Raw genomic sequence first — 24,663 nt, 5'->3', positions numbered from 1 at the left:
CTTCCTCGCCGTCCTGTGTTCTAATTGGGTATGGCCCGAGCGAAAACGAAAACGGAACTGCTGACAGCAACCACCTCCCAATGGGACGTGCTGCAATCATTGATTGACTCCATGCGGCCAGAGATAGAAAGCGTCGGCTTGTTTTTCGGCGCTGACTTCGACCGTCCTGAACCCCACTGGGGCAGGGACAAGAATCTGCGCGATGTCCTTGCCCATCTCTATGCGTGGCAAAAAATGCTGTTCGACTTCGTTGACGCCAATCAAAACGGGACTGCCCGGCCATTCCTGCCCGCACCTCACACGTGGCGGACCACGCCATCCCTAAACATGGAAATCTGGGAGCACTACCAAGACACGTCACTGGGCGACATACAGGACATGCTGGGCTCGAGCCATTCCCAGATCATCGAGCTCATCGAAAGCTTCACCGATGAGGAGCTGTTCACTAAAAAGTACTTCCCGTGGACAGGAACCACCTCGTTGGGCTCCTACCTGGTCTCAGCAGCACCCAGCCACTACGACTGGGCCATCAAGAAACTGCGCACCCACCAGAAAGCCAACAAGGCAAGCCCGAAAGCCCCAAACCAGACACCGTAAAACGCACCAGCTCAAGACGGCGGGTCAATACCCGGTTTGATTCGTGGATTTTGTGCGCGGTTGGCCCCGCCCGCTGAGGAGCAGCCCAGCTGTGGAGATCCGCTCGCCCCCACCCCCTCGGCAAGCGCGCCACGTCGCCTCGTGCCGGGCGAACGGGGTCGAGGTTGGCACAGGTGAGGGTCGGCAGGGAGGCCGCGACAGGCGGGCACACAGCGCTTTTTAGTAGCTGTAGACCCGAGGGGCTTGCCGCCACCGGTCGCCATCGAGCGCGGACTGGCGCGAGTGGCACGGCTTGCACAGACTGCGCAGGTTCGACTCGTCGTGGGTGCCGCCGTGGTCGAGCGGGATCACGTGGTGGACCTCAGCCACGGGCGTGTACCGGCCACGGGCCAGGCAGTCCTCGCACAACGGGTGGGCTTCGACGTAGGCCGCGCGGATCTTTCGCCACCGGTGGTCGTAGCGTCGGTTGATCTTCGGGTCGCGCTGGTAGTTGCGGTAACGGGCGTCCTCTTCCTTAGCGTGGGCCGGGCAGAACCGGGTGCCGGTCAGCTCGGGGCAGCCGGGCTGGGAGCACGGGCGCTTGGGTTTGAAAGGCATCCGTCTCACCACCCTTGTCGTTCATGGCAACGACCCCCAGACGGACCGTGATGATTCGTCTGGGGGTCGGGACCTACTTTTCAACCACTTACAGCATGCGACAGGCACACCCTGAAAGTCATCCCCTCTTTGCGACACTCATGCGCGCCAATGCTTCAGTCTCTGCCGAACAAGAGACGCGCGAAGCGGGCCAGGGCGCGCTGCTTCTTGGCGAAGGCAGTCTTGCGTTCGACGTAGAAGTGTTCGGCGACTTTGACGGCGGCGTCCTCGGCGGAGAGGTCGTCGAGGAAGAAGATCTCGAGGATCAGCCGGTCATCGTCGCTGAGGCTTTCCCAGGCCGGGTTGAACCAATCCATGTAGGCCTGCGCCTTTTGGTTGCGGGCTTTGAGCGCGTCGAGGTTGTCGAGGATCGAGCAGACTCGCGCTTCACCGGCGTGCGGGTTGTTGCCCCGTGGCAGGCCGTCGAATCGGGGTGAGCCGATTGAGGTCAGTGAGGCTTTGAGCTCGTCGGCGTACCCGTCGCCTTGCTGGAGAATGACAGCTTGGGTTGCGTAGTCCTGGAGGACGCCGATAGCGGCTTTGCGGTAGTCGAAGTAGTCCCAGATGGGGTGGTCGTTCATGAGTGTGCCTGCTTTCCCAGAGTGTCGGCGACCGCATTGATCAACGCAGCCTGTGTCATGTCTTTGTTGTCCAGCGCGGCCAGTACCGCCTCATCGAGGGTGTCGGCTGCTGCCAGGTGGGTGATCGTCACCGGCTGGTCTTGTCCCTGGCGGTAGAGCCTCGCGTTGGTCTGTTGGTAGAGCTCCAACGACCAGGTCAGGGAGAACCAGACCAGGAGGTTGCCGCCTTGCTGGAGGTTGAGCCCGTGTCCGGCTGAGGCCGGGTGGATGAGCGCCAGCGGTATCTCGCGGGCGTTCCACGCTTCGATATCGGTACTGGTTGTCAGCTCGCGGGCCTGCGGGAACCGTTCGGTGATGCGCTCACGGTCGTGTTTGAACCAGTACGCCACGAGCAGCGGCTGGCCGTTGGCCGCCTCGATCAGGTCTTCGAGCGCGTCGAGCTTGCGGTCGTGCACCACCAGTGGCTGGCCGTCCTCGTCGTAGATCGCACCGGAGGCCAGCTGTAGCAGCTTGCCTGACAGGGCTGCGGCGTTCGCGGCGTCGATGACCTGCCCGTCGAGGTCGAGCACCATCTCATCTCGCAACCGCTCGTAGGCTTTACGCTCCTTCGGTTCGAGGTCGACGAGCTTGGTGGTGACCGTCAGCTCGGGCAGGCGCAGGTAGTCGGTGGTGCGCATCGACAAGGTGATGTCGCTGATCGCCTCGTAGATCTCGTCCTCAGCACCGGGTGCGGGCTTGTAGGTGAAGATCTGCTGGCCGTTTCGCCGATCGGGTACGAACCAGCGGTTGCGGTAGTGGGTGATGAACCTGCCGAGGCGCTGGCCCTCATCAAGGAGACGGAACTGCGCCCACAGGTCCATCAGCCCGTTGGCTGCTGGCGTGCCGGTCAGTCCCACGATCCGGGTGAGACGTGGCCGCACGGCGGCGAGTGCTTTGAACCGTTGCGCCCGGTGGTTCTTAAACGAGCTCAGCTCGTCGATGACGACCATGTCGAACGGCCAGGCTTTGCCGAGGTGGCGCACCAGCCAGGGCACGTTTTCGCGGTTGATGACGGTCACCATCGCCTCGGCGGCAAGCGCGTCCACCCGCTGGGCTTTCGGCCCGACGGCGACGGCGATGGTGAGTCCTGCCAGGTGGTCCCATTTGGTGGCCTCGGCGGGCCAGGTATCGCGGGCGACTCGCAGGGGTGCGACGATGAGGACGCGGCGGGCCTGGAAGGAGTCCAGCAGCAGGTTCCAGACGCCCGTCAGGGTGATCACCGTCTTGCCTAGCCCCATCCCGAGCAGGATCGCGGCCTGCGGGTGATCTTCGATAAACCCGGTGGCTTGTCGTTGGTAGTCATGCGGCTCGTAGCGCATCAGCCACCTCCTGGATCGCGTCAATGTTGTCAACGACGACCGCATCAACGCCGTGATCCTTGAGCTGCTGGATGCGACGGCGTTGGATGGGACGTGGGAAGCGTCCGGGTGCTTTGAGTTCGACGAAGATGACGCGTCCGCGATGGATGCAGATGCGGTCTGGAACCCCTGCGGTACCGGGGCTGGTGAATTTCCAGCACAGGCCACCGATCGCCTCAACGGCGTGCTTCAAGTGTTGTTCGATTGCGTGCTCGTTCATGGTTCATGTCCTCTCTCGTGAGAGGCCCATGACGACCTATGACGATGCGATATGGACTTTTCCTAAGGGCTATATTTTCTGCCCTATAGCAAACTCACATATGGGTCGTCATAGGTCGTCATAAGGCCCGTCTGGCTTAGTTGTCGAACTCGTTCTTCAAGGCCAAACCGTGGACGAACATGCCGTGCATCGTCCTTTTACGTGTGAAGCCGTGATGTTCAACAGTCGCGTTGAAATCGACCATGGGACGCGCCCACCCAGAGGTCGACATCGCCCACGCCCGATAGGTCTGATACAGATCCCCGGCCCGTTCCGACAGCCCAGGGTCGAGGTCGCAGTTGGCCTCGAGGAACTGGGCGAACCAGTTGTTCTCTTCCCGGTACGCCACTGATGCCTCCACCACTCGGGCCGGGGCCTTGAGGTGGTAGTTCTCGGCGTGGATGAGGTGCGCGCCCTCCATAATCCAGGCCAGGATCGCCCCGCCTGCCTGCGTGTAGAGGTAGTCGGCGTAGTTCTTGATGTCGGATGTGCCTTCGATCTTCGCTTCGAAGGGGATGACGATGAGCCTGCGCCAGATGCCCGCATCCATCGCACCCACCCTGGGCAGATGGTTCGTGTAGAGAATCAAGGTGTGCGAGGGGGTGAAGGCAAACGGTGCCTTGTACTTCTTCTCCGCGTAGATCTGATCGGTGGAGGCCAGCTGCTTGACCACCGAGGTGGACATGCGCACGCCTTCTTCGGACTCGGCGGAGATGATGAGGCGTTTGCCTTTGGCCTCAGCCAGCTCCGGTTTGACGTTGCGCATCCCACCGATCGTGAGCACATCAGCACTCATGTTGCCTGCATACGTGCCTAAGACTCTGGCGATGGTGTTCCAGAACGTCGATTTGCCGTTGCGACCATCTCCGTAAGCGATGACGAGGGCTTCGACGAAGACTTGCCCGATCGCAGCAAGGCCGACGATGCGCTGCACGTAGGCGATGAGCTCGGCATCGCCTTGGAAGAACACCTCGAGGGCTTCCTGCCACAGGTGCGCGCCGTCGGTGCCCGGGTCGAGGCTGGTCTGCTTGGTCACCAGATCCGCCGGATCATGGTCGTGGCGTGACATGGTCCCGTGGCGCAGATCGTAGGTGCCTGTTGGGGTGTTGAGCAGATACGGGTCGGCATCGAGCTGCTCAGGTGTGGTCAGCAGCATGGGGCGGGCTTCTTTCAGGCAGTTGGTGATCCCGCGCGATTCGCGGCGTTTGAGTGCGTAGGCCGCATAGGTTTTCGCGTCCTCGAAGGCGGCGAACGCCTCTTGTTGGGCGGTGTTGAACATGGCCTGGGCTTTCGCCTTCGACATCGACGCCAACAACATGGCAGCCCCCGTGGCGGCGAGCTGGTCTTTGGCGTCTTCGAGCAGCTCGTGGGCCTCGGCCAGTTGGCGTTCGGTGAGTTCTTGGGCGACGGCTTGTGCTGCGGGGGCTGATTCGTACCAGACACCGTCGTAATAGACGAGCCAGTCGGTGGCCTCCGAGTAGCGCAGCGAGTCCGGGTACGCCTTGGTTAGGGCGTGGGCTTGGCCGACGTCGCTGTAATCGGCCGGGCGGACGGACTCTAGGCCTGTCTCAAAATCCTCTGGTGGCACATACCCGGGCTGGTTCTCGACCGTCTTGGCGAACCGGGTGGCCGACCGCCAGATCGACTCCACCTCCGCCTCCGGCAGCGGCGGGTTGCAGCGAGCGGCCTTGCGGTCAAACAAGGCGCGCGCCTCATCGGTCGTGCCGAGGCGAATCAACAACCTGCCAGCAAACCTCGACAAGGTCGCATTCCGGGAGCCTTCCTCAATGGTCTGGGTGGCGTCATCCCACTGGGCGAACACGTCCTCATCCACCGCGTCGGCAAGCCACGCGTCGATGGTGCGTTCACCCTCGAGCACGGTGATCTGCGGATCATTGTGGCCGTAGATGAAACGGCCAGCGTCGATCGCGTTCGGGTCGAAGAACTCGAACCGGGCGGCGAGCTGCTTCTTGAGCCCCGCGTAGGCCTCAGCATCAGTTACGGGGTCTATCGGGAAGTAGACGTGGAAGCGGGGTCTTGCCGACTGGGCTCCTTTCGCCCGCTGGTGGTTGCGGGAGGTGGCGGTCATGAACGCTACGTCTGGCAGCTGCTCGGCGAGGGTTTCTGGGGTGACCCATGTGGCCTCATCGTCGCTGTGGGCGTTGTCGACGTCCAATACCAGGCAGTTGGAGGTCACGAAACTGGCTGCCGAGCGTCTGCTGCCTAGGTATTCGGCAACCACATGATCCAGCCTGGCGACCGCCTCCAGGTCGGCTGCCGTGGTCACGGTGTGCGGGTTCGGGTAGTGGGCGTTGTTTTGCTGGCCTGCCACCTGCGCGGTGAACATCGTCATCGCCTTCATAGGGTGACCTCCTGAAAGTCGGCGTCGAGATAGGTGATCGGCAGTTCGAGGTGGTGGGCCCATTCGATCTCGGCGCGCATCCCTGCCGAGACGCGGGCCGTGTAGACCCAGATCGCCTCGCACTTGCTAAGAAGAATTCGGTTGAAGAACATCGCCAGCTCGCGGTCGCTCGCGTCGGTGTCGTCCATGAATTGCGGAAACAACAGGTGCGGCGCGAGCGGGATCTTGTGCCGTGACACCGCGTGAGCACACAACGCGCGAGCCAGCTCCACGTTGTTCTCGATGTCACCGGAGTACGGGGAGCAGATGTAGACCAAGGGCCGGTAGCCGTACTCGGCGCGCTGGAGACTCTTCAGCGCCTTGTATGAGGTGGGGTCTGGGTAGCCCTCCGTGTTGTGGGGCGAGAAACCCAGGTCGGCGGTGAGTGCAGTCGTCGTCATGCCGCACCGCCGTCCTGCTCGATGACCGGCAGCAGGTCGAACTGGTTCTTCAATAGGTCGTAGACGAACAAGCGGCCCTTTTGGGTCCAGTACATGTGCGTGCGGGTCTTGCCTTCGTCGTATTCGTGGGTCTTGGACTGCGTGTAGCCCTGCTCGGCGAAGCGGGCGTAGAGGAACCAGCGGCCGGATTGCCTGAACTGCACCCCAGCCTCGTGCAGCAGCGTGTTCAGCTTCTTGGCTGACAGGCCGTAGTCTTTGGCGATTTCTGTGATGGTCAGCAGCGAGTCCGACTGGAGCACCACGTCGTAGTAGGAGACCTTCGGGGCGGCCTCGAGCAGGGCTTGTTCGGCTGCCAGTCGCTTGGTCCGCTCGGAGCGCAGTTGGATGATGGCGTGCTCGAGGAACTCGTCGTTGTCTAAGAGTTCGTCGATGGCGTAGACGCCATGGCGGCGGATCGTGGGGAGGACCTCGTTGACAACCCAGGCTTCGAAGTCCTGGGCTGCGGGGAGCTTGGAGGAGAAGATGAGCCGGTAGAGGTCACCTTCGGTGATGAACCGGGCTTCTTGAGTGCGACCGAGCGCATCCGTGATGGGGTGGTGAAACGCCACCCCACGTCCATGCTGCTTGATGGCGTTAACTGGATCTTTGTACCCCAAGGCGGTGGCCACATCGCGGCCACAGAAATACACCTTGTCCTCATGCTCGACAGTTCGGATCGTTCCAAAGGCATCGTTGGTGAATACCTGAAGATCTCTCGTAGCCATGTCTGGCTCCTTCTAAGAGCCAGGATTGACGTGAATTCCAGCAAGCCACGGGTGCGGCCGCGTCGGGCTCTCACGCATACGCCCCTGAGCGCGCAAGAATCCGGACACCCGGGTCTTGCTGAAATACTCAGGCCACTCGCTCACATGAGAAGCTGGAGCGGTGATGCAGTCCGATTCTTTCTCCCAACGCTCGACTATCCGCAGTATTGCGAATGTCCTGGCAAGTACCGATTTGCCGGGCCTAAGCGGAAGCCAAATCGACGAGCTTCTCCTCGACATTGGTGCGCCACCGCGTGTTGCCGGGAGTAAGCGAGAAGGACTGTTTGGCGCGCTTACGGAAGGAATGTCCGCACCGCAAGCAGGTCAACTCACTCGTGAGTTCATAACGACTGCGATGAGCCCGGCACGGCATATCACCGATCGTCAGCGTTGGAATGATTTGCGCCGCTTGCTCAACAAGGTGCTGGCGACCGAAGGATGGCATATCGACGATGCTGGCGAGTTGACCCAACTCGCTGAGGCGGCACGCACATTCGATGATATCGAGCGTCTTACCAGCTCTCTCGTGGAGGAACTTCAGCGGCGCGGTACCCACGAACGCCTAATGGAGTATTGCAGCCAAGAACTGATCGCGGAGTCTCTGTTCCACGCGATATCCGAGGCAGCCAAGTCGATCCCTGACCGCATCCGTATCCTTACTAGCTTGACCGACGATGGTCAGGAGTTGTTCGACGCAGCTTTGGGAACAAACAATTCTGCCCCTAAGCTCGTGATTAATAGCTTTTCCACGGAGTCGGAAAAATCAGAGCACAAGGGTTTTAAGAACCTGCTTATAGGGATCCACGGGCACTATCGCAATCCCCGCGCTCACAAAACCCGACTAGGTAGTGAGGAAGGTAAACATGACTTCCTCGATGCCTTCAGCTTGTTCTCCTATGTCCATCGTCGCCTCGATTCCGCCCAGCAATATCAGTCCTTCATGTAGAAATCACACACGTACCCGTCTGCCGCTAGCGGCAACCCCGTTGCCCAGTCAGGCGTAATGGCCATCAGTTTGCAGATCTCGTCCACGGTGGCCGTGGCGGTCTCCACCACGATCTCGTCGTGGACGTGCATGACGATCCTGTGCCCAGCGCGATCGACCTGGTGCATGCCGAAAGTGAGCAGGTCTCGGGCGACGGCTTGGACGATGTTCTCGGTGAGTTTCCCACCGTAGGTTTCCAACTGGCCCCACTTTCGACCCGTCGTGATGCCCTCGTGCGTGATGGCAGTGCCACCGAACCTGTTCTCACCCAGCTTGGGTTTGACGTAGGCGAGGCGGCGTCCGGAGGGCAGGCGGATGAACATGATCCCGGATTCCACGGTGAAGGTCAGCGCACCAACACTTGTCGGCAGGCGGGTAGAGATGGCCTCGATGGCGGCGGCGTTGATGTCGGCCCACAGCTGCACGACGTTCGGGTTGGCTGCCCGCCACGCGTCGACCAGCGGCTGGAGCTCGGACTCGGCGAGCCCCATCCGCAGCGCCCCCATGGCTTTCAGGGCACCGACGCCGCCTTGATAGCCACAGGCGAGCACTGCGATCTTGCCCTTCTGACGCAGCTCGGCGTTGGCTCCGTGCTTGTCGACGGGGATCCCGAACATGCGGCTCGCGGTCTCGCAGTACAAATCCTTCCCGTCACGGAAGGCCTCAAGCGTGGTGGCCTCGCCTGCAAGCCACGCGATGACCCGCGCCTCGATCGCGGAGAAGTCGGCCACCACGAACCGGTGCCCGTCGGCGGGGATGAACGCCGTGCGGATGAGCTGCGAGAGGGTGTCGGGAACGGAGTCGTAGAGCAGCTCGACCGCATCATAGTTTCCGGTCCTCACGAGGTTTCTGGCCTCACTGAGGTCTGGTAGGTAGTTGCGGGGCAGGTTTTGGACTTGGACGAGGCGGCCAGCGAAACGCCCGGTGCGCCCTGCCCCGTAGAACTGGAGGAACCCCCGTCCGCGCCCATCACGACCTGCCACGTGCTGCATGGCCTCGTACTTCTTCACCGACGACTTCGCAAGCTCACCGCGCAGCAGGAGGACCTCACGCACCTGGCCGGTAGCGGTGTCGAGCGCGGCGGCGACTTCGTCTTTCGTCAGTGACTGCAGGGGCGTGCCGTGATCGGCAAGCCACTCCTTGAGCTGGATCGGCGAGTTCGGGTTCTCCAGTCCAGTGAGTTCCTGGGCGCGGGTCAGTGTGGCGGCGCGGTGCTGCCGGTCGCACGCCACAGCGTTGTCCACGAGCACCCGGTCGAGCCGAATGCCGGTGTCGTTGACGTTCTGGTCCAGGGCGTAGGTGTCCCACTCGGCTTCGGGCATCGGGAAACCGGCGAGCCGGTCGTGGATGGCCAACTCCACCTCGACGTCGCGCCGGTTGTAGGAGATGAACTGCTCCCACCCGTCCGGGTCGGATGCGGGTGGATTGCGCATCCCGCCCTGGTTGAAGACGCTGGGTGTGGCCGGGGTACAGAACTGGCGGATGAGTTTCTTACCTGCACTGTCTTTGCGCACCGGCAGGTCAAGGACGGTGGCGACCTGATCCAGGCTCATCGGCAGGCCGAGGTAGGCGGACCAGACCATGGTGCAGCGCCACTGCGCTGGGTCCAGAAAGTTACGACCGGCGATGAGATCTGGGTGGTGTCGGGCCAGCCAAGCAGATAAGCACACACGCTCGAAGGCAGCATTGAACGCCCACTTTGTCACGCCCGGATCAACCAGCGCCTCTGCAACCTCGGCAGGTAGCTGCTCACTCGAGGCCACATCAACGACCTTAACGGGATTGCCGTCGATGGAGTAGCCAAACAGGAGAACGTCGAAGTCTGGGTGTTCGGCATAAGGGTAGACCCCAGATTTGGTGAGGTTGACGGGCGAAAATGTTTCAAGATCAACGAAAAGCTCATGCACGGTATCGGCTCCACAATGCGGTAAGGGCCGGGAGACCACACACGTGTGGTGGGTGGTCTCCCGGCCAGGGGGTGATGGTTACTGTTCAGCAGGCGTGGGATACTGCTCGCGCTGCGCTTCGGCATCTGCCATGAGCTGGGTGACGCACTGGCGCTCTTTGCGGATCGCGCGGTTTTCAAGCCACAAGGCCAGCCATGCCCCGAGCAGGTGACCTACGATGGAACCGATCGCCCAGGCAACAATCAGAGTCGTTCCGGCCCACAGCGCTGCTGAATAACACTCGTTCATGATGTTTCTCCGTTCTCCTAGTTGAGGAAGTCATCCGACGCGGTGGTCAAGCCTCCGAAGTCGGCCTCGGCGCTGATGCGGTTGCCGCCGAGCGGTTCGCCATCTCGCAGCTTCTGGATGTTGCCCAGCCCGCAGGCGATACCCCGGTTGCCGTTCGTGTTGAACGCGTAGAAGCTGATGCTCACCCGTGCGTAGCAGCCCGAGTAGACCTCGGTTGCGTCCAGGATGGGTTGAAGGTCGGTGCCCACGACCTGTGGCGGGGTGGTCGAGTTGGCGTTGACGAACATCGCGTTCGCATACGCCGCATCGTCACGATCGATGTCACCATCGCGCAGCGGGAGCTTCAAGGCGGCCTTGTTCGGTCGCTTGCCACCGAACTTGCCAATCCCGGCATCGATTGCCGCGTCAATGGCGCGTTCGATCTTGGCCAGGGTCTCGGTGTCGGACTTCGGGATGATCAGCGACACGGAGTACTTGGGCTTGCCGCCCTGGATGGACTTCGCCTCGAAAATGTTGGCGTAGGACAGGCGAACCTCGCCGGTGACCACACGGGTCGGATTCGTGGTTGCAGACATCTTGTCTTACCTTCTTTCTTGTTCGTTACTTGATTGCAGTGAATTCATCTGTTGCTGACTGGATTTCCAGTGCGGGTCTCTTGTCGGATTCGGGCACGAGCGTGGGCTTACCGGCGGGTTTGACCACGAGGCCCCCGAGGAGATCGGAAAACCGCTTCTTGCCCAGTTGCCTCTCCAGCGCGGTGATCGTCTTGAGCTTGCGATCCCACACATCGACACCGGCTGCCTCAGCCGTCTGAGCGACAGCGGACTCGTCGGCGTACTTGCGGATCGAGCGGCCTTCGACGAGCTTGAACCCGAGCCAGTTCTTGCCCTGGTTCACCGCCAGCGACAGCGCGTACGCTTCCACATCGGCAGCCCACGCCTTCAACTCCTGCAGCTGGGCCAGCACCTGTGCGATCTCGGCATCGGTGAGCTCGGCAGGTGGTGCGAACTCATGTTTGGCAAGCGCAAGGTTCGCCTCAGCACGCGTCCGGCAGGTAGGTGAGAGTTTGCAGAACCGGCACCACTCACCGGGAGCGAACTCGCCATCACCGCTGGCAGCCAGCGCGGCACGAGGCTTCACCACCTGTTCCGCCCACGCCTCCAGCTCAAACACCGGGATCGTCCACGTCGAGACGTTCGAGCGCCTGGGCTGGAAGATCGTCACCGCCACCTCGGTGATGTCGTAAAGCGACCCGAACGCATTCAACGCTCCGAGCGCATACAACATGAGCTGCGGGTTGTGCTCGGCCTCGACCATGACACCCTGGCCGTACTTCAAATCGATGATCTGAAGCGTGGGCTCAGCGATGATGACGCAGTCGCCGGTGCCGAACCCGCCCGGCACGACGTGGGAGAAGTCCAGGCGTTGTTCGATGAGCACCTGCGGATCAGCACACGCCTGGCGCACGTCACGCAGACGCTCCTGAACGAAGGCCACGTAGTCGTCGGTCAGGGCATTCATCTGCTCGTCATGCCAGCTTGAGACCGGTTTCGTGGTTGGAGCGTCATGCAGGGCGCGGCGCAGCTTCCACTCCGCGAGCGCATGCGCGGCGGTTCCTTGCTCGGCAGCGGACGAGGAGGACTTCGGCAGCCCGGCCTCCAGCGTTGCTGACGGTGGGCAGGCAAGCCATCGGTGTGCTCCCGAGGCGCTGAGCAGTGCGTGCTGGTCAGGCATCAGCAATCGCCTCCGCCTGCTCCAGCAGCTGCCCAAACTTGGAGGGGTCAAGCTCGGAGAGCTTGTTCGCGCCAGCGGATTGGATCAGCTCGCGCACCTGCGTGGTATGGCCCGCCTGCGACAGGCGCGCTAGCACCGTGCGGACCTGCTCCAACGTCACCTGCACAACCTCCGGAGTAGGAGTAGGAGCAGGAGCCGGTTCCGGGGCTGGCGGCTGGTGAGCGGCTTCGTACTCTTCGGCAGCTGCTTCCAGTGCTGGCTGGGCGAGCTGGGCTGCGGCGATCGGGCGAGCCCCCGACATGCCAGGGTGATCCTCGAACGATTCCCACGCGGCTTCTTCGATCGCAGAGGCCAGCATCGTGACCCCCTCCGCGATTTGATTCAGCGCCGGGACGTAGCGGTTCGCTTCGGTGACGTTCACGCGGCATCACCACCGCTCTGGGTAACCCCGACGGCACGGGCCAGTGCCATGAGGTCGTCGTCTGGGCGGATGATTTCTACTGAGCGGACCTGGTTGCCCGGCACGAGAACGGTGAGCTGCTGGGGGTTGCCGAGCAGCTTGCGGGCGATCCTGCTTCGGATGCTGACCTTGCGGGCAGAGACCGCAGCGTCAGGTTCGGGCTGGTCAGTCAACGTGACCTTGAGACGATGCTTGGACATCGTTTCCTCCTTGTGAATCAGAGTGAGCGTCGGTTTGTGCTGGCCTTCATGCGGGCCGGGCACTCATACGCCCCCGAGTGGAGCCAGATCCGGACATTCCTGCTCGATGAATTCGCGAAGCTTCTTCAGAGCCCGCTTGACCGAGCGCCCGATGCTGTTCGCTCGCTTGGCTACATCGGCTTCGCCAGCACCGGGCAGCTCCTCACGCGCGATCTCGACGAAGGAGAGCCCTTCAAACACGTGCAGGCGGATATGTTCGGCTTGCTTGGCGCTCACCTGAGACAGCAGCCAATCGACAACCAACTCGCTGTCGATCTGGTCTTCGTGAACCGAGACGTTCAGATACTGGGGTCCGTCATGGACCTCGACTTCCCAGTCGCTATACGAGAGGTCGCCACGGTTTCGAGCGTTCTCAACGGCACGAAAACTGCGGTAGGCAGCGCGCAGATATGCGACCTTCCACTCCGGCACGTACGTCGGGTCGTAGAGCAAGGCGAGCACCTCGTCGGCGCTCAGACCAAGTTTTTCGTCTCCAACGGGTGGGTCGACGAGCTCGATCCATGCATACTTTTGGACTCCTCTTTTGACCTTCGAGGGCACGTAGATTTGGGTGAACTCCTTGCCTCCGACCTTCTTGGTGCGGACGGCATAGGGCTGGTATCCGGTGTCGGGTTTCTGTGTGGTTGAAAAAGTAGGAGTTGCCACGGCTGGCTCCTTCCGCTGGATGCGGAAAGACCCACGGGAGACGCCGCTAGTCGTCTGGTGTCGGTGAAGCGGTCTGCATTGGCATGGCTATGGGCGGACATCCGGATGGATGCCCGCCCCAGCGGCTCCTGCAGATCGTTCCGACTTGGGACGAATAGAAACCTGAGCTCAGTTGTTGGCTACGGATCGGCGTGATCACGGTCGATCCGGTGGATGCGCCTCACGTTGCGTGAGGTGTCTCCATGGACTCGACCAGATCGTGCACATCCCGGTCGTGTCCTGAGCGCGAGGCCACGCCACCTGCCCCGCATAACCCACGCAAGATACGCAATCGCCAACTTCTCGTTGCAAATGCACAGCCGTGATAGACTCATACCCATCTCTCGTGAGCTATGTCCACGGTAGAAAATGGCACCTCGGCCATTTAGACGCTTTGGGACAGCCTGGGACAGTTGGGACAATCCGGTGGAGGTGATGGCGAAGTTGCTCTTCAACGATGTGATGAAGGCCGTCTACCCGCACCTGCGCGGCACCCGGAACACAGCCGACTTCATGCGCAACATGATCGAACGGCTATGCGCCGTCCCTGAGGAGCACTGGTTCACGCCCCGAGGTAGGACACCGGATCAGGACTACAAGGATGAATCCCTGCGGAAGTTCTATAGTCGCGGGATCACGAAAAAGCTGGCGCGCGCCATTCTCGCTAATCCCACCCGCGACAACTTCGTCGATTCCCTCAACTACGTCGATGACATCGAGACGCAGTCAGTCGAGGAGGTCAAGGCGGCGCTGGCTCGCAGTATCCAGCCGTTTACCGGCGAAGATGTCGACGATTTCAATGTTGGCGACGTGTTGTTCGACTTGATCCAGCAAGCGTTGGAGTTCGTTGTCAATCCGGAATTGGAGAATGACCGTAAGCTCCAGCGAGCCACGGCGGTGTCGGATGCCGTCAAGGGCAAGCTCGGTTCTCGCCTGTTGGAGGAGTGCAAGTACACCTGCTCGCGCACCGGCTGCGGCAAGCACCTCCAGCCCGTCACCGACGACGGCGCGACAGCTCCGCTCTATGCGATTGGACGAATTGAAGGCGAAGCGCGTACTTACGAGAATCTGGTCGCGCTGTGTCCGGACTGCTTCCACGCCTACACGCTCAACCACAAGAAATCCGACGTAAAAGACCTGAGGCGTAATAAGAAGGCACAAGTCGACGCAGCCCAGGCACGCAAGACACTGACCACGGTCGATATTGAACGTGGCATCAGCAAGGTCGTCGAGAAGCTCGGCAACGCCAACCCCAAAGAATTCGAGCCGCTGAACTTCGACCCAGTCGCAGTCAAGGACAAGATCGACCAGTCAGTCGACGTGTTCGTGTTCGACGAAGTATTCATGCACGTCACGCGATACTTCAGGTTTATCGAGAAAGAGCTGCAGGAGCAGGCTCAGCTCAAGACGTTTGATGATGGGTTGTTGCGAGCTGAGATCAGAGCCTCGTACACGAAGCTCGCTGACAAGGGGTACGCGAAACAGCGGATCCATGAAGCCCTGACCATTCGGCTCAGTCAGATCACAAAACAGGATGCCCGCTACTGCGCTTACGTGACCTCCTACTTCGTCCAGTCCTGTGAGGTGTTCGATGCTGCTTCCTAACAAGTTGTTTGCCTACCAGGACACGGTGCTGCCGCTGCTTCCGACGATCCTAAGGCTCCTGGACACCCCGAAGACCCCGAATGAACTTGCCGTCGCGCTTGCCTCCGTCACGACGGATCCAATCCGGCTGATTGATGCGCTGGACTGTCTCTACTCCCTCGGCAAGGTCACGCTCAGTGAGGAAGGAGCACTGGAGCGATGCTGAAGCAGATCAGTTGTGACTTGTTCAAAGAAGGCGGCACACCACGCCCGCCGATCCAGTTCCATCAAGGACTGAACACGATCCTCGGCGCAGTCCGAGGCGAGGCCGGGTCAATCGGCAAGTCCACGATGATGCTCATCATCGACTTCGTCTTTGGTGGCAACACCTACGTCGACAGCGATGCCGTCCGGGAACTGCCTGAGCACGCCATCAACTTCACCTTCGAATTTGACGGTGCCTCTTACAACTTCGTGCGACGCCCCCATGAACCCAAAGTTGTGGTCAACATTGATGCCGACGGCAGCGTGCTGAAAACCCTTGAGCTCAAGGAGTTCACAGACTGGTTGGCCGTCCAGTACGGCATGCAGTTGCCGGGCGCGTCGTTCCGACAGATGCTCAGCAGGTTCTTCCGGATCTACGGCAAAAACAACCACAACGAACTCAAACCACTCCAGACCCGTGGTGGTGAGGAATCCCAGAAGGATGCCATCGCGATCCTGATCTCCTTGTTCCAGTACTACAGCTCGATCGAGGACTTCAAGCAGCAACTACAGAGCGCTGAGGGCATGATTGCAGCGTTCAAAGCTGCCAGACGCTACGAGTTCATCCCATCGGCAGTTGACGGGTTGACTAAGTACAAGCAGAACGTCGTCGAGATCGCCTCCTTGGAGCAGGAACGTGCGCAACTGGCCGAATCAGATGAAGCGACAGTCGATCCGAGCGAGGTCGAACACGCTAACGCACGCAACGAACTCAACCGCCAACTCGGCGACGTTCGACGCCTCATCAAGGAAAGGCACGACGAGCTACACCTGCTCGATTTGAACCTACGCCACGGCGCGTACCCCACCGAGGCCGACCTCAAGAGCCTGCAAGAATTTTTCCCCGAAGCGAACCTGGCCAAGCTTGTCGAGGTCGAGAAGTTCCACACCAAGATCCAGACGATCCTCGCGGAAGAACTCGCCCAGGCCCGCGAGCGCGTCCAACGCGAGGTAACCGAGCTTCAAGAACACCACGACCGCATCCTTTCCCAGATGGATGCGATCCCCACATCCAAAGCGTTCACGCCAGAATTCCTCGACGCCTACACGACCTTGGATCGGCGGATCACCAAGCTTAAAGAGCAGAACGAAGCGTTCGACCAAAACCACAAGCTCCAGACCGCGAAACGAGAAGCCAACACGCGCTACCAAAACCAACTCGAAAGCGTGCTGGCACAAATCGAAATCGCCATAAACACGCAGATGGACGCCATCAACGACGAGGTCACCGGCGGGGAGTACAACGCGCCCCGACTGACGATCAAGGCCTTCAACTCCTACGACTTCGAAACGCCGAAGGACAAAGGCACAGGCACAAACCATCGCAGCATGATCATCTACGACCTCGCCGTGCTGCAGAACACTGTGCTCCCAGCACTGGCACACGACTCGATCGTGTTCGACTCCATGCCCCGCCCAGACCTCAGCAACCTGATCCGCGTCTACGCCGATCAAGTGGAGAAGCAAATCTTCATCGCTGTGGACAAGACCAGCGAATGCACCCCCGAAGCCCAATCCATCCTGCAAGAAACCACCGTCCTGAAACTGGACAACAACGAGAAGGCGCTCTTTGGAGAGAAGTGGAGCCGGAAGGAACGTCCATGAAGATCCAATACAACAAGCTCTGGAAACTCCTCATCGACAAGAACATGAACAAAGTCCAGCTCCGAGACAAGGCGCGCATCAGCAGCAACTCACTAGCCAAACTCGGCAAGAACGAACCAGTACACATGGACGTCCTCATGAAGATAGCGACCGCCCTCGACTGCAGAGTTGAAGACCTTTTCGAGACCCAAACTGACTCAGAGAGATGATGCCAATGCTGCCAGAAACTAGGACCAGTTGGACCACGCTTCGACGTAAGGGCTTGATGGAAATGATCGGTCTCCGAATACTGCTCCCGAGTCTAACCGCAAGTCCGCGTGCAAGGAGGCAAGATGTATCTTTCCGCTAAGACGATCAGCGCGGCACTCGATCAGCTCCAAGGGACAGCTTCCCACCTGCTCAAAATCTGGCTTGTATTAAAGCACATGGGTTTGAGCCGAGACACGTCCATATTGATCGATACGCAGAATTCAACTCCCACCCTGCAGAGGCTGTTCTCCTGCGGCAGTCCTGAGGGAAAACTTTTTGTTCCCTTTGCGCACACCCAGTGCGACAGATGTGTCGCAAAAATGGCGAGACCGAGCCTATTGGCAACAGCAAACTACTGCGCCGTAACTGTCCCGCTGGGGTGCCCCTGTATGGCACTGACTCGACGAGGCCGCGAACGAGCAGCCTCTTGAGAAGGCGAAAGGCAGCGGCAGCGAACCTGGATCGGTTCAGATCTGCGAGATGGATGCGCTCATCGGTTCGCCGCGTTGCTCGAGGTTCCGGCTGCGTCCGCAACGGAGTGGGCGAGGTGCTCTGCCAGCGCGGCGCGCAGTTCGGGCGGAAGGGGGGCGGCTCCGACGGATTCGCTAAGCCAGAGTCCGTCGGCGGCAAGGTACGCGACCATCTTCTGCAGCGCCCGAGGGTCAGTCGGGTCAATCTCGGCAGGGTCGGGTATCCATCGGGAGATGACCCTTCTCCACGGCTTGTTGAGCTCGCTGTCGGTGCTCGCCTCGAGCATGAACAGCAGCTCGGGGCCAGTGGCGCTGCGAGCGCTCACGCGGGCGTAGGCGGCGACGCGCTCGTCCTGCGTTGCCTCGTCTGGGTCCTTGCCCAGGACGTTGATCATCTCGTGGTCCCAGCGCTCGGCAAGATGCTCGTGCAGCGCGAGCACCAGGGCGTCCTTCGAGGGGAAGTGGTAGAGCAGCCCACCTTTGGTGAGTCCGGAGGCGGCGGCCACCGATTCGTACGTGACGGCCGTGACGCCGTCGGTTTCGACAACGTGGAGGGCGGCTTGGAGGATGGAGTCTCGTTTGCTGGTCCGCATGAGCGGTCCTTTCGTGGTCAGTGCTCGGAGTGCAGCTGCGACTGCGTGCCAGGCAGGTACCGACGCAGCAGCACTCCCGTGATGACAGTGGCCGCTGCCAGGACGCCGGCAACGACTAGCATCACGACGAGGTACGCGGAGTCGAAGGCCGTGGAGGCCGCCTGAATGATGGCGGCGTCTCCCTGCGCCGCCTCCAGTGCCTCAGCGATACCGTCACCAGCCGCCGCCGGTGCGCCGTTGGGGAGGACAACACTGGCGGTATAGATGGCCGTGAGCAGGCTTCCGAGCACGGACACGGCGATGAGGCTGCCGAACTCGTAGGAGACCTCTTCGAGGGAAGCGGCCATGCCTGCACGGCGCACCGGCACGTTCCCGATGATGGCGGTGGAGGCGACCGACATGGCAGCTCCGAGACCGGCACCCGTCACCAGAAGGCCGAGAACCAGCACGCCGAAGGATGATTGGAACCCGACTACCGTCACCACGACGCCGCCGGTGGCGACGGCGAGACCACCGGTGATCAGCGCGAGCAGCCCGACACGGTGCAAGAAGGCACCACCCAGGAGCGCTGTCGGCAACGAGCCCACGGCAATCACGGCAACCAAAAGCCCAGCCTCCAGCGGACTGAAGCCGACGACCTGCTGGAACCGTTGCGTGGTGACAAGCTGGATGCCACCGATGGCGAACATCGCGAACGCCGCGGCGAGCACGCCAGCACTGAACGCCGGGTTGAGGAAGATGGAGAACTCCAGCAGCGGATTCTCCAGGCGCCGCTGACGGCGCACGAAGAGCCAGAACCCGATGGCAGCAACGAGCAGCGCAACAACAATGGTCGCGACAGACGGGGGCGCGTGGCCGATCTCCTTGATGGCCACCACCGTTCCGACGAGCCCGATCATCACCAGTATCGAAGACACGGCATCCCAGCGCTTCGAAGGATCCGGGTCATTGGCCGGGCGGATCAACCAGGTAGCAACCAGCACCAGCGCCACTACGGGCACGTTCACCAGGAACACCGAGCCCCACCAGAAGTTCTCGAGCAGCGTGCCGCCGAGAATCGAACCGAGAGCGAACCCGACGACCGACAGGCTGCCCCAGATCGCGATCGCAAAATTCCGCTCGCGCTCGACCGTGAAGTACGTGCGGATCAGTGCCAGGGTTGCCGGCATCATCGCTGCCGCACCGACAGCGAGCACAGCGCGTGCACCGATCAGCACCTCGGGCGACGGCGCCAACGCTGCGAGCAGGGACGCCAACCCGAAGATCACCAGGCCGACGACGAACATCTGCGTGTGGCCGATGCGATCACCGAGGGTCCCGCTACCGAGCAGCAGGCCCGCCATCACCAGGGGATAGGCGTTGATGATCCACAGGCTCTGGGTGCTTGATGCCTCAAGGTCCTCGGTCAGTGTCGGCAATGCCGTGTACAGGATCGAGTTGTCGAGGGTGATCAGTAGGACCCCCGCTCCGACAGTCACCAGCAGCGACCAGCGTCGCCGTTTCGTCATCGTGGACATGCGCGTCTCCTTAATCGTGAACAACGTAAGTGTACCGGATGGATGGTGTAGTTATGTCTACTGCGAGAGAGATCCGCGTCACTCCCTGTTCACGGCGCCTAAGGCCAGTGACTACGAGCGTGGCGCTCATTTGGGTACACCGTCCGTTACGCCTTCATGAAAGGCGACGCTTCGCGTTCAATTATTCAAACCACTATTCAGCGATGGAAAACATCGGATTCAGTAGTTTCTGGATCTCCCACTGCATACCTTGATTTCTCCGATGAGGGAAACAAGATTCGAGTATCCCTCGGAAGGATCTACCCCCAAGGTCTGGGACACGGTGGAGACGGGTTCGCCCTAGAAGAGGACGCACGAGTCGCTATCCCTATTGAAGCAATGGCGGTTTGGCTCTTCCGTCAAGATGAGTTGGACCAGTATTTTGGCGATAGTGACCCTAACAAGCTCTCGCAGCAACTCGTCGAAGCCCTCATACGCGAGCTGAACCTTGAGCCCGGCGAGATCGAGGCAGTTTTTGTAAACAAGCCAATCGATATCGAGACCAGCGACGCTCCGCTTAGCGATGCGGAGTTGTTGGCAATCTGCAATTCGGCATTTGAGGCCAAGTTGGAAGTCGAAATCCGCAAAGAAGATCGGCTTGAGTACACAAATAGGATTCAGTCAGTGACAACAATCGATTCAGCACCAGCATGGACCAGGATTTCCCCAAGTGAACAGCTAGCCTCGCTAGTCAAAGCGGGAGAGCGCGCAATTCTTCTGTTTGGACCGCCCCGAACCGGGAAAACCCGTGCCATCGATAAACTTATTCCGCGTAATTCTGAGGATCGTGAGACTATTCAGCTCCATGAGGGGTGGGGTTATGAGAACCTGATCCTAGGACTCGCGCCCGGTGAGAAACCGGGAGAATTCGAATGGACTGAAGGTCCACTCCTTCGCGCGCTTCGAAACGGCAAGAGGCATATCGTTCTAGAAGAGATCAACCGCACTCGAATTAGCCAGGCCTTGGGCGAGTTATTCTCTCTTATCGAGCCAGCGTACCGGGGCGAGACCAACGGCATCACGCTTCCGAATGGTGCGCAGATCTTTATCGATCCAGAAGTGGTTTTCTACTTCACTATGAATAACGTCGACACGAACACGGAGGATATTGACGACGCACTCATGGGACGTATGGCAAGTGTCTACTTTGGTCCACGCGTTGAAGACCTTGACGCGATACTTAGGCACAGAGCTATTCCTTCAGATACAGCCGCAGCCATTAAGACTGTCTTCACTGCTATTCAAGACAAGTATCCGCTGGGTCATGGCTACTTCGCCGGGCTTCAGCCGAGTGATGACTTCCGGATGTACTACATGTGGAGAATCCGACCGGTCTTGATGAATCATTTCTCTGCCTATGAGCCTGAAGTGGTAGCGCAAATCGACAACCGCGTAGATGAACTCTTCACAGGAACAGCGTGATGCAGACTTGGCATGCCGTCGAGAACGAGATTTCGGCGTTACCCGGCCTAACCCCAGCTGATGTCCCCACTGGCTTGCCAGACAACATTCGCGTTCTCCTTCAAGGTGGAGTTCTGCAGATTCTGGCGTCAAATGTTGCCGGGAATATCCCGCTTCTTAATGGAAATAAGCTTGTCATTTCTCCGAAGCATGCATCGCTCAATCCAGTTTCGATGCTGCTGTATCTTCACGATTCTCAGTCGGCTCGACTGGTGAACGATGCTCCGTTCGGATACTCAAGCGGGTCGCACGATTTCGGCTTGAGTTCGTTGGCAGAGATGTTGTCCCGGGAGCTCTTATCCTTTGCAGCAAAACCAAAGTTATTTCGCCGCAAGCCTACGCTTGAGGCCACGTCATCTGCCGTTGGACAGATAAACTGGCCTGTGACAAACCTCCGAGCGCGGCGAGGAGATGCCGCTCCAATCGTAACGAGACGACACAGGCCGACATTTGATATCCCCGAGAACAGAATTATCAAGTCGGCTGCCAAACGAGTATTGGGACTCTTGTCTAGTGACGCTCCTGGGGCGCGTGTAACTCACGATTGGGCAAACTGGCAGGCATCTACCTTTGCTGGTTATGACGATATCCGCAAGGTCAGCCAGATGATGCGAACGAAGAATGTTGGCGGTTCGCATTCCTACTACAGCAATGCGCTCGGTCTCAGCCTCGTCATCCTCCAAGCATCCGGAATTGACCACGGTGAAAGCTGGGAGTCTGACGGATACTTGTTCAATATGCCTGGACTTTACGAAGACTTTGTGCGAACAAGTCTTATGAGAGCTGCAGAGCCCACTGCTCTAAGCGTTCAAAAGGGTTTTGCCTCCAGTAGCTTTCTGCTTACGAATGGCGAAATCGAGCTAATTCCAGACCTGACTATCTATCGCGGCGGATCTATAGAAGCTGTCCTCGACGTAAAGTATAAGGTACCCGATGCGAAGGATCTGTATCAGATCTATACATACATGCAGTTTGCGCGTCTCAACGAGGCTTATATCATCTCACCTTCCGTTCGAACTGGAGACGTGGTCGAGACGTTCGACGGTCACCGAATCAAATGCCTTGGTTTGGATAGCAGTTATGCGATAGACGTCGACGCACTTGCTTCGAGGGTTATCGAAGCTCTGCGGTAAAGAGGGGTTGCTGCACGGTGGTTGAAGCCAACACTCGCTCAGCAGTGGCAAGATATTCTGCGCTTACATCAAAACCGATATAGCTCCTCTCGAGCTTCTTCGTTGCAACGGCGGTAGTTCCAGCACCCATGAATGGATCAAGAACCACATCACCAGGGTCCGTTGAGATCGCGATGCAGCGCCCAGGACGCTGAACCGGGAACTGAGCCCCATGCCCATCTCGGCCAGAAGAGGTTGGCAAGTACCAGAAGTCACTAAGCTTGTCCGACTCAAGCAGCTGTCGCCCACCAAGGTCTGAAGGTAGCTCCAAGTATGCGGCCTTGTTGAACTTGGGGGTTCGTTCCCGAGTGAGATGCAGAATGTACTCAACATTTCTGCTGACTCGCGACTGCTGGGGTTCAGGAGTTGTGGCCTGCTTGCACCACGAGATCGTGCTCTTTACGTAGTAGCCGATTTGGGCAGCACGCTGAGCAATCCGTTGCGGGATCAAACACTGCTCACCATCTTTCAGATACGAGTGTCCGGCGGAATACCGCAAGTACTCGTGATCTTTCCACGATCGACCATCCTTGCCTTGCATCGCATGCAGTGTCTCAACTGCACTACCACGGATTTGAGTGCGAGTGTTGTACGAATCCATGATGTTCCACCACACGGAGCCATCTGCAGCAATTTTCGGAAGCAATGCATGCAAGACCTCGACCGAATGGCGAATAAACCCTTCAGGTGTCTGCTCGAGACCAAACGAGCAGTTCTCGCCATCCGCCCAAAGGCGCTCACCAGGCTCGTCATAGACCCGCATAGCCCAGTACGGCGTTGAGGTGACAACAGTATTCACCGAACCATCTTTCAGTCTTCCAATCAGCTGGAGAGCGTCTCCGACAACGAAGGAGTCCTTTTGAATGACCTCTTGACTCTCGGCAACGAGCACGGCTCCGGTGACGGCTCGACGGAGATATTCAAGAACTCTGCTGCGAGGAACGAACGTCTCGGAGAATGCATCTTGATCTAGAAGTTGCCGAACGTCGGCCTCGGACAAGATTGACTTCCTGCCAAGGGCACGCCTAATGAAGCTGTGATTCATGCCCACAACGGGGGCAACAAGCTCAATTGGGAACACTAAGTCGGTAGTACTGCTGTCGGGGGAGGCGACCGCCGTTTGAGGCTTGATGGTATATGCCTGCTTCATCTCACTCATTACGACCGTCGCCGGTTCCTTCCTCATAACAGTCTTCAAAAGCCAGAATGTCGTTGGGTGAACAATCCAACGCTTTACAAATCCGCCCAAGTGTCGCGGTGGTAACCGTCTGATTTCGACCCAGCTTCGTGATGGTTGATGAGCTCAGACCGGCAAGGTCTCTAAGCTCGCCCTTCCGAATTCCTCTGTCGATAAGCAACTTCCAGAGGTTTCTATAGTCCTCGCGAGGCGCGTTCGATGTGTCAACCATGCAGCCAGAAGACCATATCGCATGACTATTCGTGCGATACAGCCAGCTTTGATCAAGGTGTACATTTGGGTATCGCATGACGCCCTACCGATACTTTTTACACTCTCGGGTGCTGCAGTGACTCGCAAACCCGGATCAGCTCTGCCCAGAGATCCTCAGCGGTCACTTTGCGTCCTTTCAAAACGCGAGAAACCCCTCGAGCTGCGTCTCTACGTAGGCTCAACGTCTAGCTCAAGGGACTTGACCCCGGTCGGGCGTTAGGTTAGGCTTACCTAAGTGGAAGGAGGTTTGCTGTGACAGACCGATCCGGTACAGTTCGACGCTCAGCTCGCGGAGGATTAACCGACTCAATTCTAGGTACCCGAAATCTCATGATGGTGGCCTCCCTGTCGGTGGTCGGCCTCATCATCCTCATCCCACTGAACTACATCGCGCCGGCGGGTGCGGCTTCGCAGAGCGCAGTCTGGCTCGGGGTGTCCCTTCTCGGACTTTGGGTCATTCCCTACCTCCTTCCTCTGGCCGTTGTGCGAAGGCCGGGCGCTTCGCTGCTGGCCGCGCTGATCATCGGAGTTGTGAGCGCATTTACTACTCCCACTGGGCCTGCCGCGATTGTCGGTAACGTCATTGGCGGGCTCCTGGTTGAGTTTCCCATGGCGTTGATGCTGTACCGGAAGTGGACGTGGTGGGCGTATCTGATCTCCGCCGCATTCTTCGGGGCATTTAACAGCCTGTTGTACCTCACGCTGCTCAAGCACGCGGTGGGAATCTCGGTATCGGGACTGATCGTGCTGGCGGGAGTCACGTCGTCCGTCATTGGCGGTTTGGCCGTCGTCGGACTAACCCGTTTGCTCAACAATGCAGGCGTAGGCGTAGGCGTAGACCATCGTGAGTGAAAGGCTGGCCTCCA

27 protein-coding genes are annotated in these 24,663 nt (G+C 59.6%); 9 read left to right on the top strand and 18 right to left on the bottom strand.

Translation table 11 applies throughout. The features are described from left to right. The first annotated feature begins 30 nt into the window (after positions 1 to 30). Entirely contained in the window at positions 31 to 597 is a 567-nt protein-coding gene (locus tag AC6I1W_RS09050) for a ClbS/DfsB family four-helix bundle protein (protein ID WP_005295544.1), read from the top strand. Between the two features lie 219 nt (positions 598 to 816). Here the strand turns inward: AC6I1W_RS09050 and AC6I1W_RS09045 are convergent, their stop codons facing one another. The 7 genes from AC6I1W_RS09045 to AC6I1W_RS09015 all read right to left on the bottom strand — a co-directional run bounded on the left by AC6I1W_RS09045 (position 817) and on the right by AC6I1W_RS09015 (position 7,036). After that, a complete protein-coding gene (locus AC6I1W_RS09045) occupies positions 817 to 1,194 on the bottom strand; it encodes an HNH endonuclease (protein ID WP_005295540.1) in 378 nt (125 codons plus the stop codon). A gap of 155 nt (positions 1,195 to 1,349) precedes the next feature. Continuing rightward, complete coding sequence (locus AC6I1W_RS09040; protein WP_440226222.1) at positions 1,350 to 1,814, bottom strand: hypothetical protein; 465 nt, start codon at positions 1,812 to 1,814, stop codon at positions 1,350 to 1,352. Next, positions 1,811 to 3,172 (bottom strand): SNF2-related protein, encoded by a 1,362-nt coding sequence (locus AC6I1W_RS09035; protein ID WP_497743548.1) that lies wholly within the window; start codon positions 3,170 to 3,172, stop codon positions 1,811 to 1,813. Before AC6I1W_RS09035 ends, AC6I1W_RS09040 begins: the two co-directional genes overlap by 4 nt. After that, positions 3,153 to 3,431, bottom strand: a complete 279-nt coding sequence (locus AC6I1W_RS09030) for a PDDEXK family nuclease (RefSeq protein WP_497743547.1) — start codon at positions 3,429 to 3,431, stop codon at positions 3,153 to 3,155. Before AC6I1W_RS09030 ends, AC6I1W_RS09035 begins: the two co-directional genes overlap by 20 nt. Positions 3,432 to 3,567: 136 nt before the next feature. Then, positions 3,568 to 5,832 carry a phage/plasmid primase, P4 family gene (locus tag AC6I1W_RS09025; protein ID WP_497743546.1) on the bottom strand — a complete coding sequence of 755 codons (2,265 nt, stop codon included), beginning with the start codon at positions 5,830 to 5,832 and terminating at the stop codon, positions 3,568 to 3,570. Then, a complete protein-coding gene (locus AC6I1W_RS09020; RefSeq protein WP_497743545.1) occupies positions 5,829 to 6,272 on the bottom strand; it encodes a DUF7768 domain-containing protein in 444 nt (147 codons plus the stop codon). Before AC6I1W_RS09020 ends, AC6I1W_RS09025 begins: the two co-directional genes overlap by 4 nt. Then, entirely contained in the window at positions 6,269 to 7,036 is a 768-nt protein-coding gene (locus AC6I1W_RS09015) for a phage antirepressor (protein ID WP_497743544.1), read from the bottom strand. The genes AC6I1W_RS09020 and AC6I1W_RS09015 overlap by 4 nt, the downstream gene beginning before the upstream one ends. Before the next feature lie 163 nt (positions 7,037 to 7,199). Here AC6I1W_RS09015 and AC6I1W_RS09010 point away from each other — a divergent pair, with 163 nt between their 5' ends. Then, on the top strand, positions 7,200 to 8,021 hold the full coding sequence (locus tag AC6I1W_RS09010; RefSeq protein WP_497743576.1) for a TIGR02391 family protein: 822 nt from the start codon (positions 7,200 to 7,202) through the stop codon (positions 8,019 to 8,021). On the opposite strand, the gene AC6I1W_RS09005 is transcribed toward AC6I1W_RS09010, so the two are convergent. The 7 genes from AC6I1W_RS09005 to AC6I1W_RS08975 form a co-directional block, all read right to left on the bottom strand. Beyond that, entirely contained in the window at positions 8,006 to 9,967 is a 1,962-nt protein-coding gene (locus AC6I1W_RS09005) for a DNA polymerase (RefSeq protein ID WP_497743543.1), read from the bottom strand. The genes AC6I1W_RS09010 and AC6I1W_RS09005 overlap by 16 nt on opposite strands. A 78-nt stretch (positions 9,968 to 10,045) precedes the next feature. Then, positions 10,046 to 10,255 (bottom strand): hypothetical protein, encoded by a 210-nt coding sequence (locus AC6I1W_RS09000; RefSeq protein ID WP_497743542.1) that lies wholly within the window; start codon positions 10,253 to 10,255, stop codon positions 10,046 to 10,048. Between the two features lie 17 nt (positions 10,256 to 10,272). Continuing rightward, positions 10,273 to 10,830, bottom strand: coding sequence for a DUF2815 family protein (locus AC6I1W_RS08995; RefSeq protein WP_049189297.1), 558 nt, complete (start codon positions 10,828 to 10,830; stop codon positions 10,273 to 10,275). 25 nt (positions 10,831 to 10,855) lie between these two features. Then, positions 10,856 to 11,989, bottom strand: a complete 1,134-nt coding sequence (locus tag AC6I1W_RS08990; RefSeq protein WP_497743541.1) for a DUF2800 domain-containing protein — start codon at positions 11,987 to 11,989, stop codon at positions 10,856 to 10,858. Beyond that, a complete protein-coding gene (locus tag AC6I1W_RS08985; RefSeq protein ID WP_071345766.1) occupies positions 11,982 to 12,410 on the bottom strand; it encodes a hypothetical protein in 429 nt (142 codons plus the stop codon). Before AC6I1W_RS08985 ends, AC6I1W_RS08990 begins: the two co-directional genes overlap by 8 nt. After that, positions 12,407 to 12,649 (bottom strand): hypothetical protein, encoded by a 243-nt coding sequence (locus tag AC6I1W_RS08980; RefSeq protein WP_071346043.1) that lies wholly within the window; start codon positions 12,647 to 12,649, stop codon positions 12,407 to 12,409. Before AC6I1W_RS08980 ends, AC6I1W_RS08985 begins: the two co-directional genes overlap by 4 nt. 63 nt (positions 12,650 to 12,712) lie before the next feature. Then, positions 12,713 to 13,354, bottom strand: coding sequence for a sigma-70 RNA polymerase sigma factor region 4 domain-containing protein (locus AC6I1W_RS08975; RefSeq protein ID WP_071345765.1), 642 nt, complete (start codon positions 13,352 to 13,354; stop codon positions 12,713 to 12,715). A 474-nt stretch (positions 13,355 to 13,828) separates the two neighbouring features. Here AC6I1W_RS08975 and AC6I1W_RS08970 point away from each other — a divergent pair, with 474 nt between their 5' ends. Genes AC6I1W_RS08970 through AC6I1W_RS08955 form a run of 4 tightly spaced genes read left to right on the top strand, consistent with a single transcriptional unit; the run spans position 13,829 to position 17,055 of the window. Continuing rightward, a complete protein-coding gene (locus AC6I1W_RS08970; RefSeq protein ID WP_242619971.1) occupies positions 13,829 to 14,998 on the top strand; it encodes an ABC-three component system protein in 1,170 nt (389 codons plus the stop codon). Beyond that, positions 14,985 to 15,203 carry an ABC-three component system middle component 7 gene (locus AC6I1W_RS08965; protein ID WP_041630928.1) on the top strand — a complete coding sequence of 73 codons (219 nt, stop codon included), beginning with the start codon at positions 14,985 to 14,987 and terminating at the stop codon, positions 15,201 to 15,203. Before AC6I1W_RS08970 ends, AC6I1W_RS08965 begins: the two co-directional genes overlap by 14 nt. Next, positions 15,197 to 16,846 carry a DUF2326 domain-containing protein gene (locus tag AC6I1W_RS08960; protein WP_014320330.1) on the top strand — a complete coding sequence of 550 codons (1,650 nt, stop codon included), beginning with the start codon at positions 15,197 to 15,199 and terminating at the stop codon, positions 16,844 to 16,846. The genes AC6I1W_RS08965 and AC6I1W_RS08960 overlap by 7 nt, the downstream gene beginning before the upstream one ends. Continuing rightward, positions 16,843 to 17,055 (top strand): helix-turn-helix domain-containing protein, encoded by a 213-nt coding sequence (locus AC6I1W_RS08955; protein ID WP_014320331.1) that lies wholly within the window; start codon positions 16,843 to 16,845, stop codon positions 17,053 to 17,055. The genes AC6I1W_RS08960 and AC6I1W_RS08955 overlap by 4 nt, the downstream gene beginning before the upstream one ends. A 530-nt stretch (positions 17,056 to 17,585) precedes the next feature. Here the strand turns inward: AC6I1W_RS08955 and AC6I1W_RS08950 are convergent. Both AC6I1W_RS08950 and AC6I1W_RS08945 read right to left on the bottom strand, forming a co-directional pair. Further along, a complete protein-coding gene (locus AC6I1W_RS08950; protein WP_021353195.1) occupies positions 17,586 to 18,158 on the bottom strand; it encodes a TetR/AcrR family transcriptional regulator in 573 nt (190 codons plus the stop codon). 17 nt (positions 18,159 to 18,175) lie between these two features. Next, positions 18,176 to 19,666 carry an MFS transporter gene (locus AC6I1W_RS08945; protein WP_497743575.1) on the bottom strand — a complete coding sequence of 497 codons (1,491 nt, stop codon included), beginning with the start codon at positions 19,664 to 19,666 and terminating at the stop codon, positions 18,176 to 18,178. A gap of 165 nt (positions 19,667 to 19,831) precedes the next feature. Here AC6I1W_RS08945 and AC6I1W_RS08940 point away from each other — a divergent pair, with 165 nt between their 5' ends. Together AC6I1W_RS08940 and AC6I1W_RS08935 are read left to right on the top strand one after the other, a co-directional pair. Continuing rightward, positions 19,832 to 21,136, top strand: a complete 1,305-nt coding sequence (locus AC6I1W_RS08940; protein WP_201517971.1) for an AAA family ATPase — start codon at positions 19,832 to 19,834, stop codon at positions 21,134 to 21,136. After that, the gene (locus AC6I1W_RS08935; protein ID WP_230972836.1) at positions 21,136 to 22,308 is read left to right on the top strand and encodes a 5-methylcytosine restriction system specificity protein McrC; all 1,173 of its coding nucleotides are present in this window, start codon (positions 21,136 to 21,138) and stop codon (positions 22,306 to 22,308) included. Before AC6I1W_RS08940 ends, AC6I1W_RS08935 begins: the two co-directional genes overlap by 1 nt. Here the strand turns inward: AC6I1W_RS08935 and AC6I1W_RS08930 are convergent. Next, positions 22,289 to 23,506, bottom strand: coding sequence for a DNA-methyltransferase (locus AC6I1W_RS08930; RefSeq protein ID WP_497743540.1), 1,218 nt, complete (start codon positions 23,504 to 23,506; stop codon positions 22,289 to 22,291). The two genes, AC6I1W_RS08935 and AC6I1W_RS08930, sit on opposite strands and share 20 nt — an antisense overlap. Then, positions 23,499 to 23,756, bottom strand: coding sequence for a helix-turn-helix domain-containing protein (locus AC6I1W_RS08925; RefSeq protein ID WP_041630930.1), 258 nt, complete (start codon positions 23,754 to 23,756; stop codon positions 23,499 to 23,501). The genes AC6I1W_RS08930 and AC6I1W_RS08925 overlap by 8 nt, the downstream gene beginning before the upstream one ends. A gap of 371 nt (positions 23,757 to 24,127) precedes the next feature. Here AC6I1W_RS08925 and AC6I1W_RS08920 point away from each other — a divergent pair, with 371 nt between their 5' ends. Next, positions 24,128 to 24,649, top strand: a complete 522-nt coding sequence (locus AC6I1W_RS08920) for an ECF transporter S component (RefSeq protein ID WP_332106851.1) — start codon at positions 24,128 to 24,130, stop codon at positions 24,647 to 24,649. Positions 24,650 to 24,663 lie beyond the last annotated feature (14 nt).

It is taken from the genome of Cutibacterium sp. KB22876 (genome assembly GCF_059728865.1).
This window is presented reverse-complemented; position numbering and strand designations above follow the sequence as displayed.

Coding starts and splice junctions, on each gene's coding strand:
- AC6I1W_RS09010 (WP_497743576.1), top strand. CDS start 7,200: ATGCAGTCCGATTCTTTCTCCCAACGCTCGACTATCCGCAGTATTGCG.
- AC6I1W_RS08935 (WP_230972836.1), top strand. CDS start 21,136: ATGCAGACTTGGCATGCCGTCGAGAACGAGATTTCGGCGTTACCCGGC.
- AC6I1W_RS09040 (WP_440226222.1), bottom strand. CDS start 1,814: ATGAACGACCACCCCATCTGGGACTACTTCGACTACCGCAAAGCCGCT.
- AC6I1W_RS09025 (WP_497743546.1), bottom strand. CDS start 5,832: ATGAAGGCGATGACGATGTTCACCGCGCAGGTGGCAGGCCAGCAAAAC.
- AC6I1W_RS08995 (WP_049189297.1), bottom strand. CDS start 10,830: ATGTCTGCAACCACGAATCCGACCCGTGTGGTCACCGGCGAGGTTCGC.
- AC6I1W_RS08960 (WP_014320330.1), top strand. CDS start 15,197: ATGCTGAAGCAGATCAGTTGTGACTTGTTCAAAGAAGGCGGCACACCA.
- AC6I1W_RS09020 (WP_497743545.1), bottom strand. CDS start 6,272: ATGACGACGACTGCACTCACCGCCGACCTGGGTTTCTCGCCCCACAAC.
- AC6I1W_RS08925 (WP_041630930.1), bottom strand. CDS start 23,756: ATGGTTGACACATCGAACGCGCCTCGCGAGGACTATAGAAACCTCTGG.
- AC6I1W_RS09015 (WP_497743544.1), bottom strand. CDS start 7,036: ATGGCTACGAGAGATCTTCAGGTATTCACCAACGATGCCTTTGGAACG.
- AC6I1W_RS09045 (WP_005295540.1), bottom strand. CDS start 1,194: ATGCCTTTCAAACCCAAGCGCCCGTGCTCCCAGCCCGGCTGCCCCGAG.
- AC6I1W_RS09035 (WP_497743548.1), bottom strand. CDS start 3,172: ATGCGCTACGAGCCGCATGACTACCAACGACAAGCCACCGGGTTTATC.
- AC6I1W_RS09000 (WP_497743542.1), bottom strand. CDS start 10,255: ATGAACGAGTGTTATTCAGCAGCGCTGTGGGCCGGAACGACTCTGATT.
- AC6I1W_RS08930 (WP_497743540.1), bottom strand. CDS start 23,506: ATGAGTGAGATGAAGCAGGCATATACCATCAAGCCTCAAACGGCGGTC.
- AC6I1W_RS08980 (WP_071346043.1), bottom strand. CDS start 12,649: ATGTCCAAGCATCGTCTCAAGGTCACGTTGACTGACCAGCCCGAACCT.
- AC6I1W_RS08970 (WP_242619971.1), top strand. CDS start 13,829: ATGGCGAAGTTGCTCTTCAACGATGTGATGAAGGCCGTCTACCCGCAC.
- AC6I1W_RS08940 (WP_201517971.1), top strand. CDS start 19,832: ATGAAAGGCGACGCTTCGCGTTCAATTATTCAAACCACTATTCAGCGA.
- AC6I1W_RS08965 (WP_041630928.1), top strand. CDS start 14,985: ATGCTGCTTCCTAACAAGTTGTTTGCCTACCAGGACACGGTGCTGCCG.
- AC6I1W_RS08950 (WP_021353195.1), bottom strand. CDS start 18,158: ATGCGGACCAGCAAACGAGACTCCATCCTCCAAGCCGCCCTCCACGTT.
- AC6I1W_RS08920 (WP_332106851.1), top strand. CDS start 24,128: ATGATGGTGGCCTCCCTGTCGGTGGTCGGCCTCATCATCCTCATCCCA.
- AC6I1W_RS08955 (WP_014320331.1), top strand. CDS start 16,843: ATGAAGATCCAATACAACAAGCTCTGGAAACTCCTCATCGACAAGAAC.
- AC6I1W_RS08990 (WP_497743541.1), bottom strand. CDS start 11,989: ATGCCTGACCAGCACGCACTGCTCAGCGCCTCGGGAGCACACCGATGG.
- AC6I1W_RS09030 (WP_497743547.1), bottom strand. CDS start 3,431: ATGAACGAGCACGCAATCGAACAACACTTGAAGCACGCCGTTGAGGCG.
- AC6I1W_RS09050 (WP_005295544.1), top strand. CDS start 31: ATGGCCCGAGCGAAAACGAAAACGGAACTGCTGACAGCAACCACCTCC.
- AC6I1W_RS08945 (WP_497743575.1), bottom strand. CDS start 19,666: ATGACGAAACGGCGACGCTGGTCGCTGCTGGTGACTGTCGGAGCGGGG.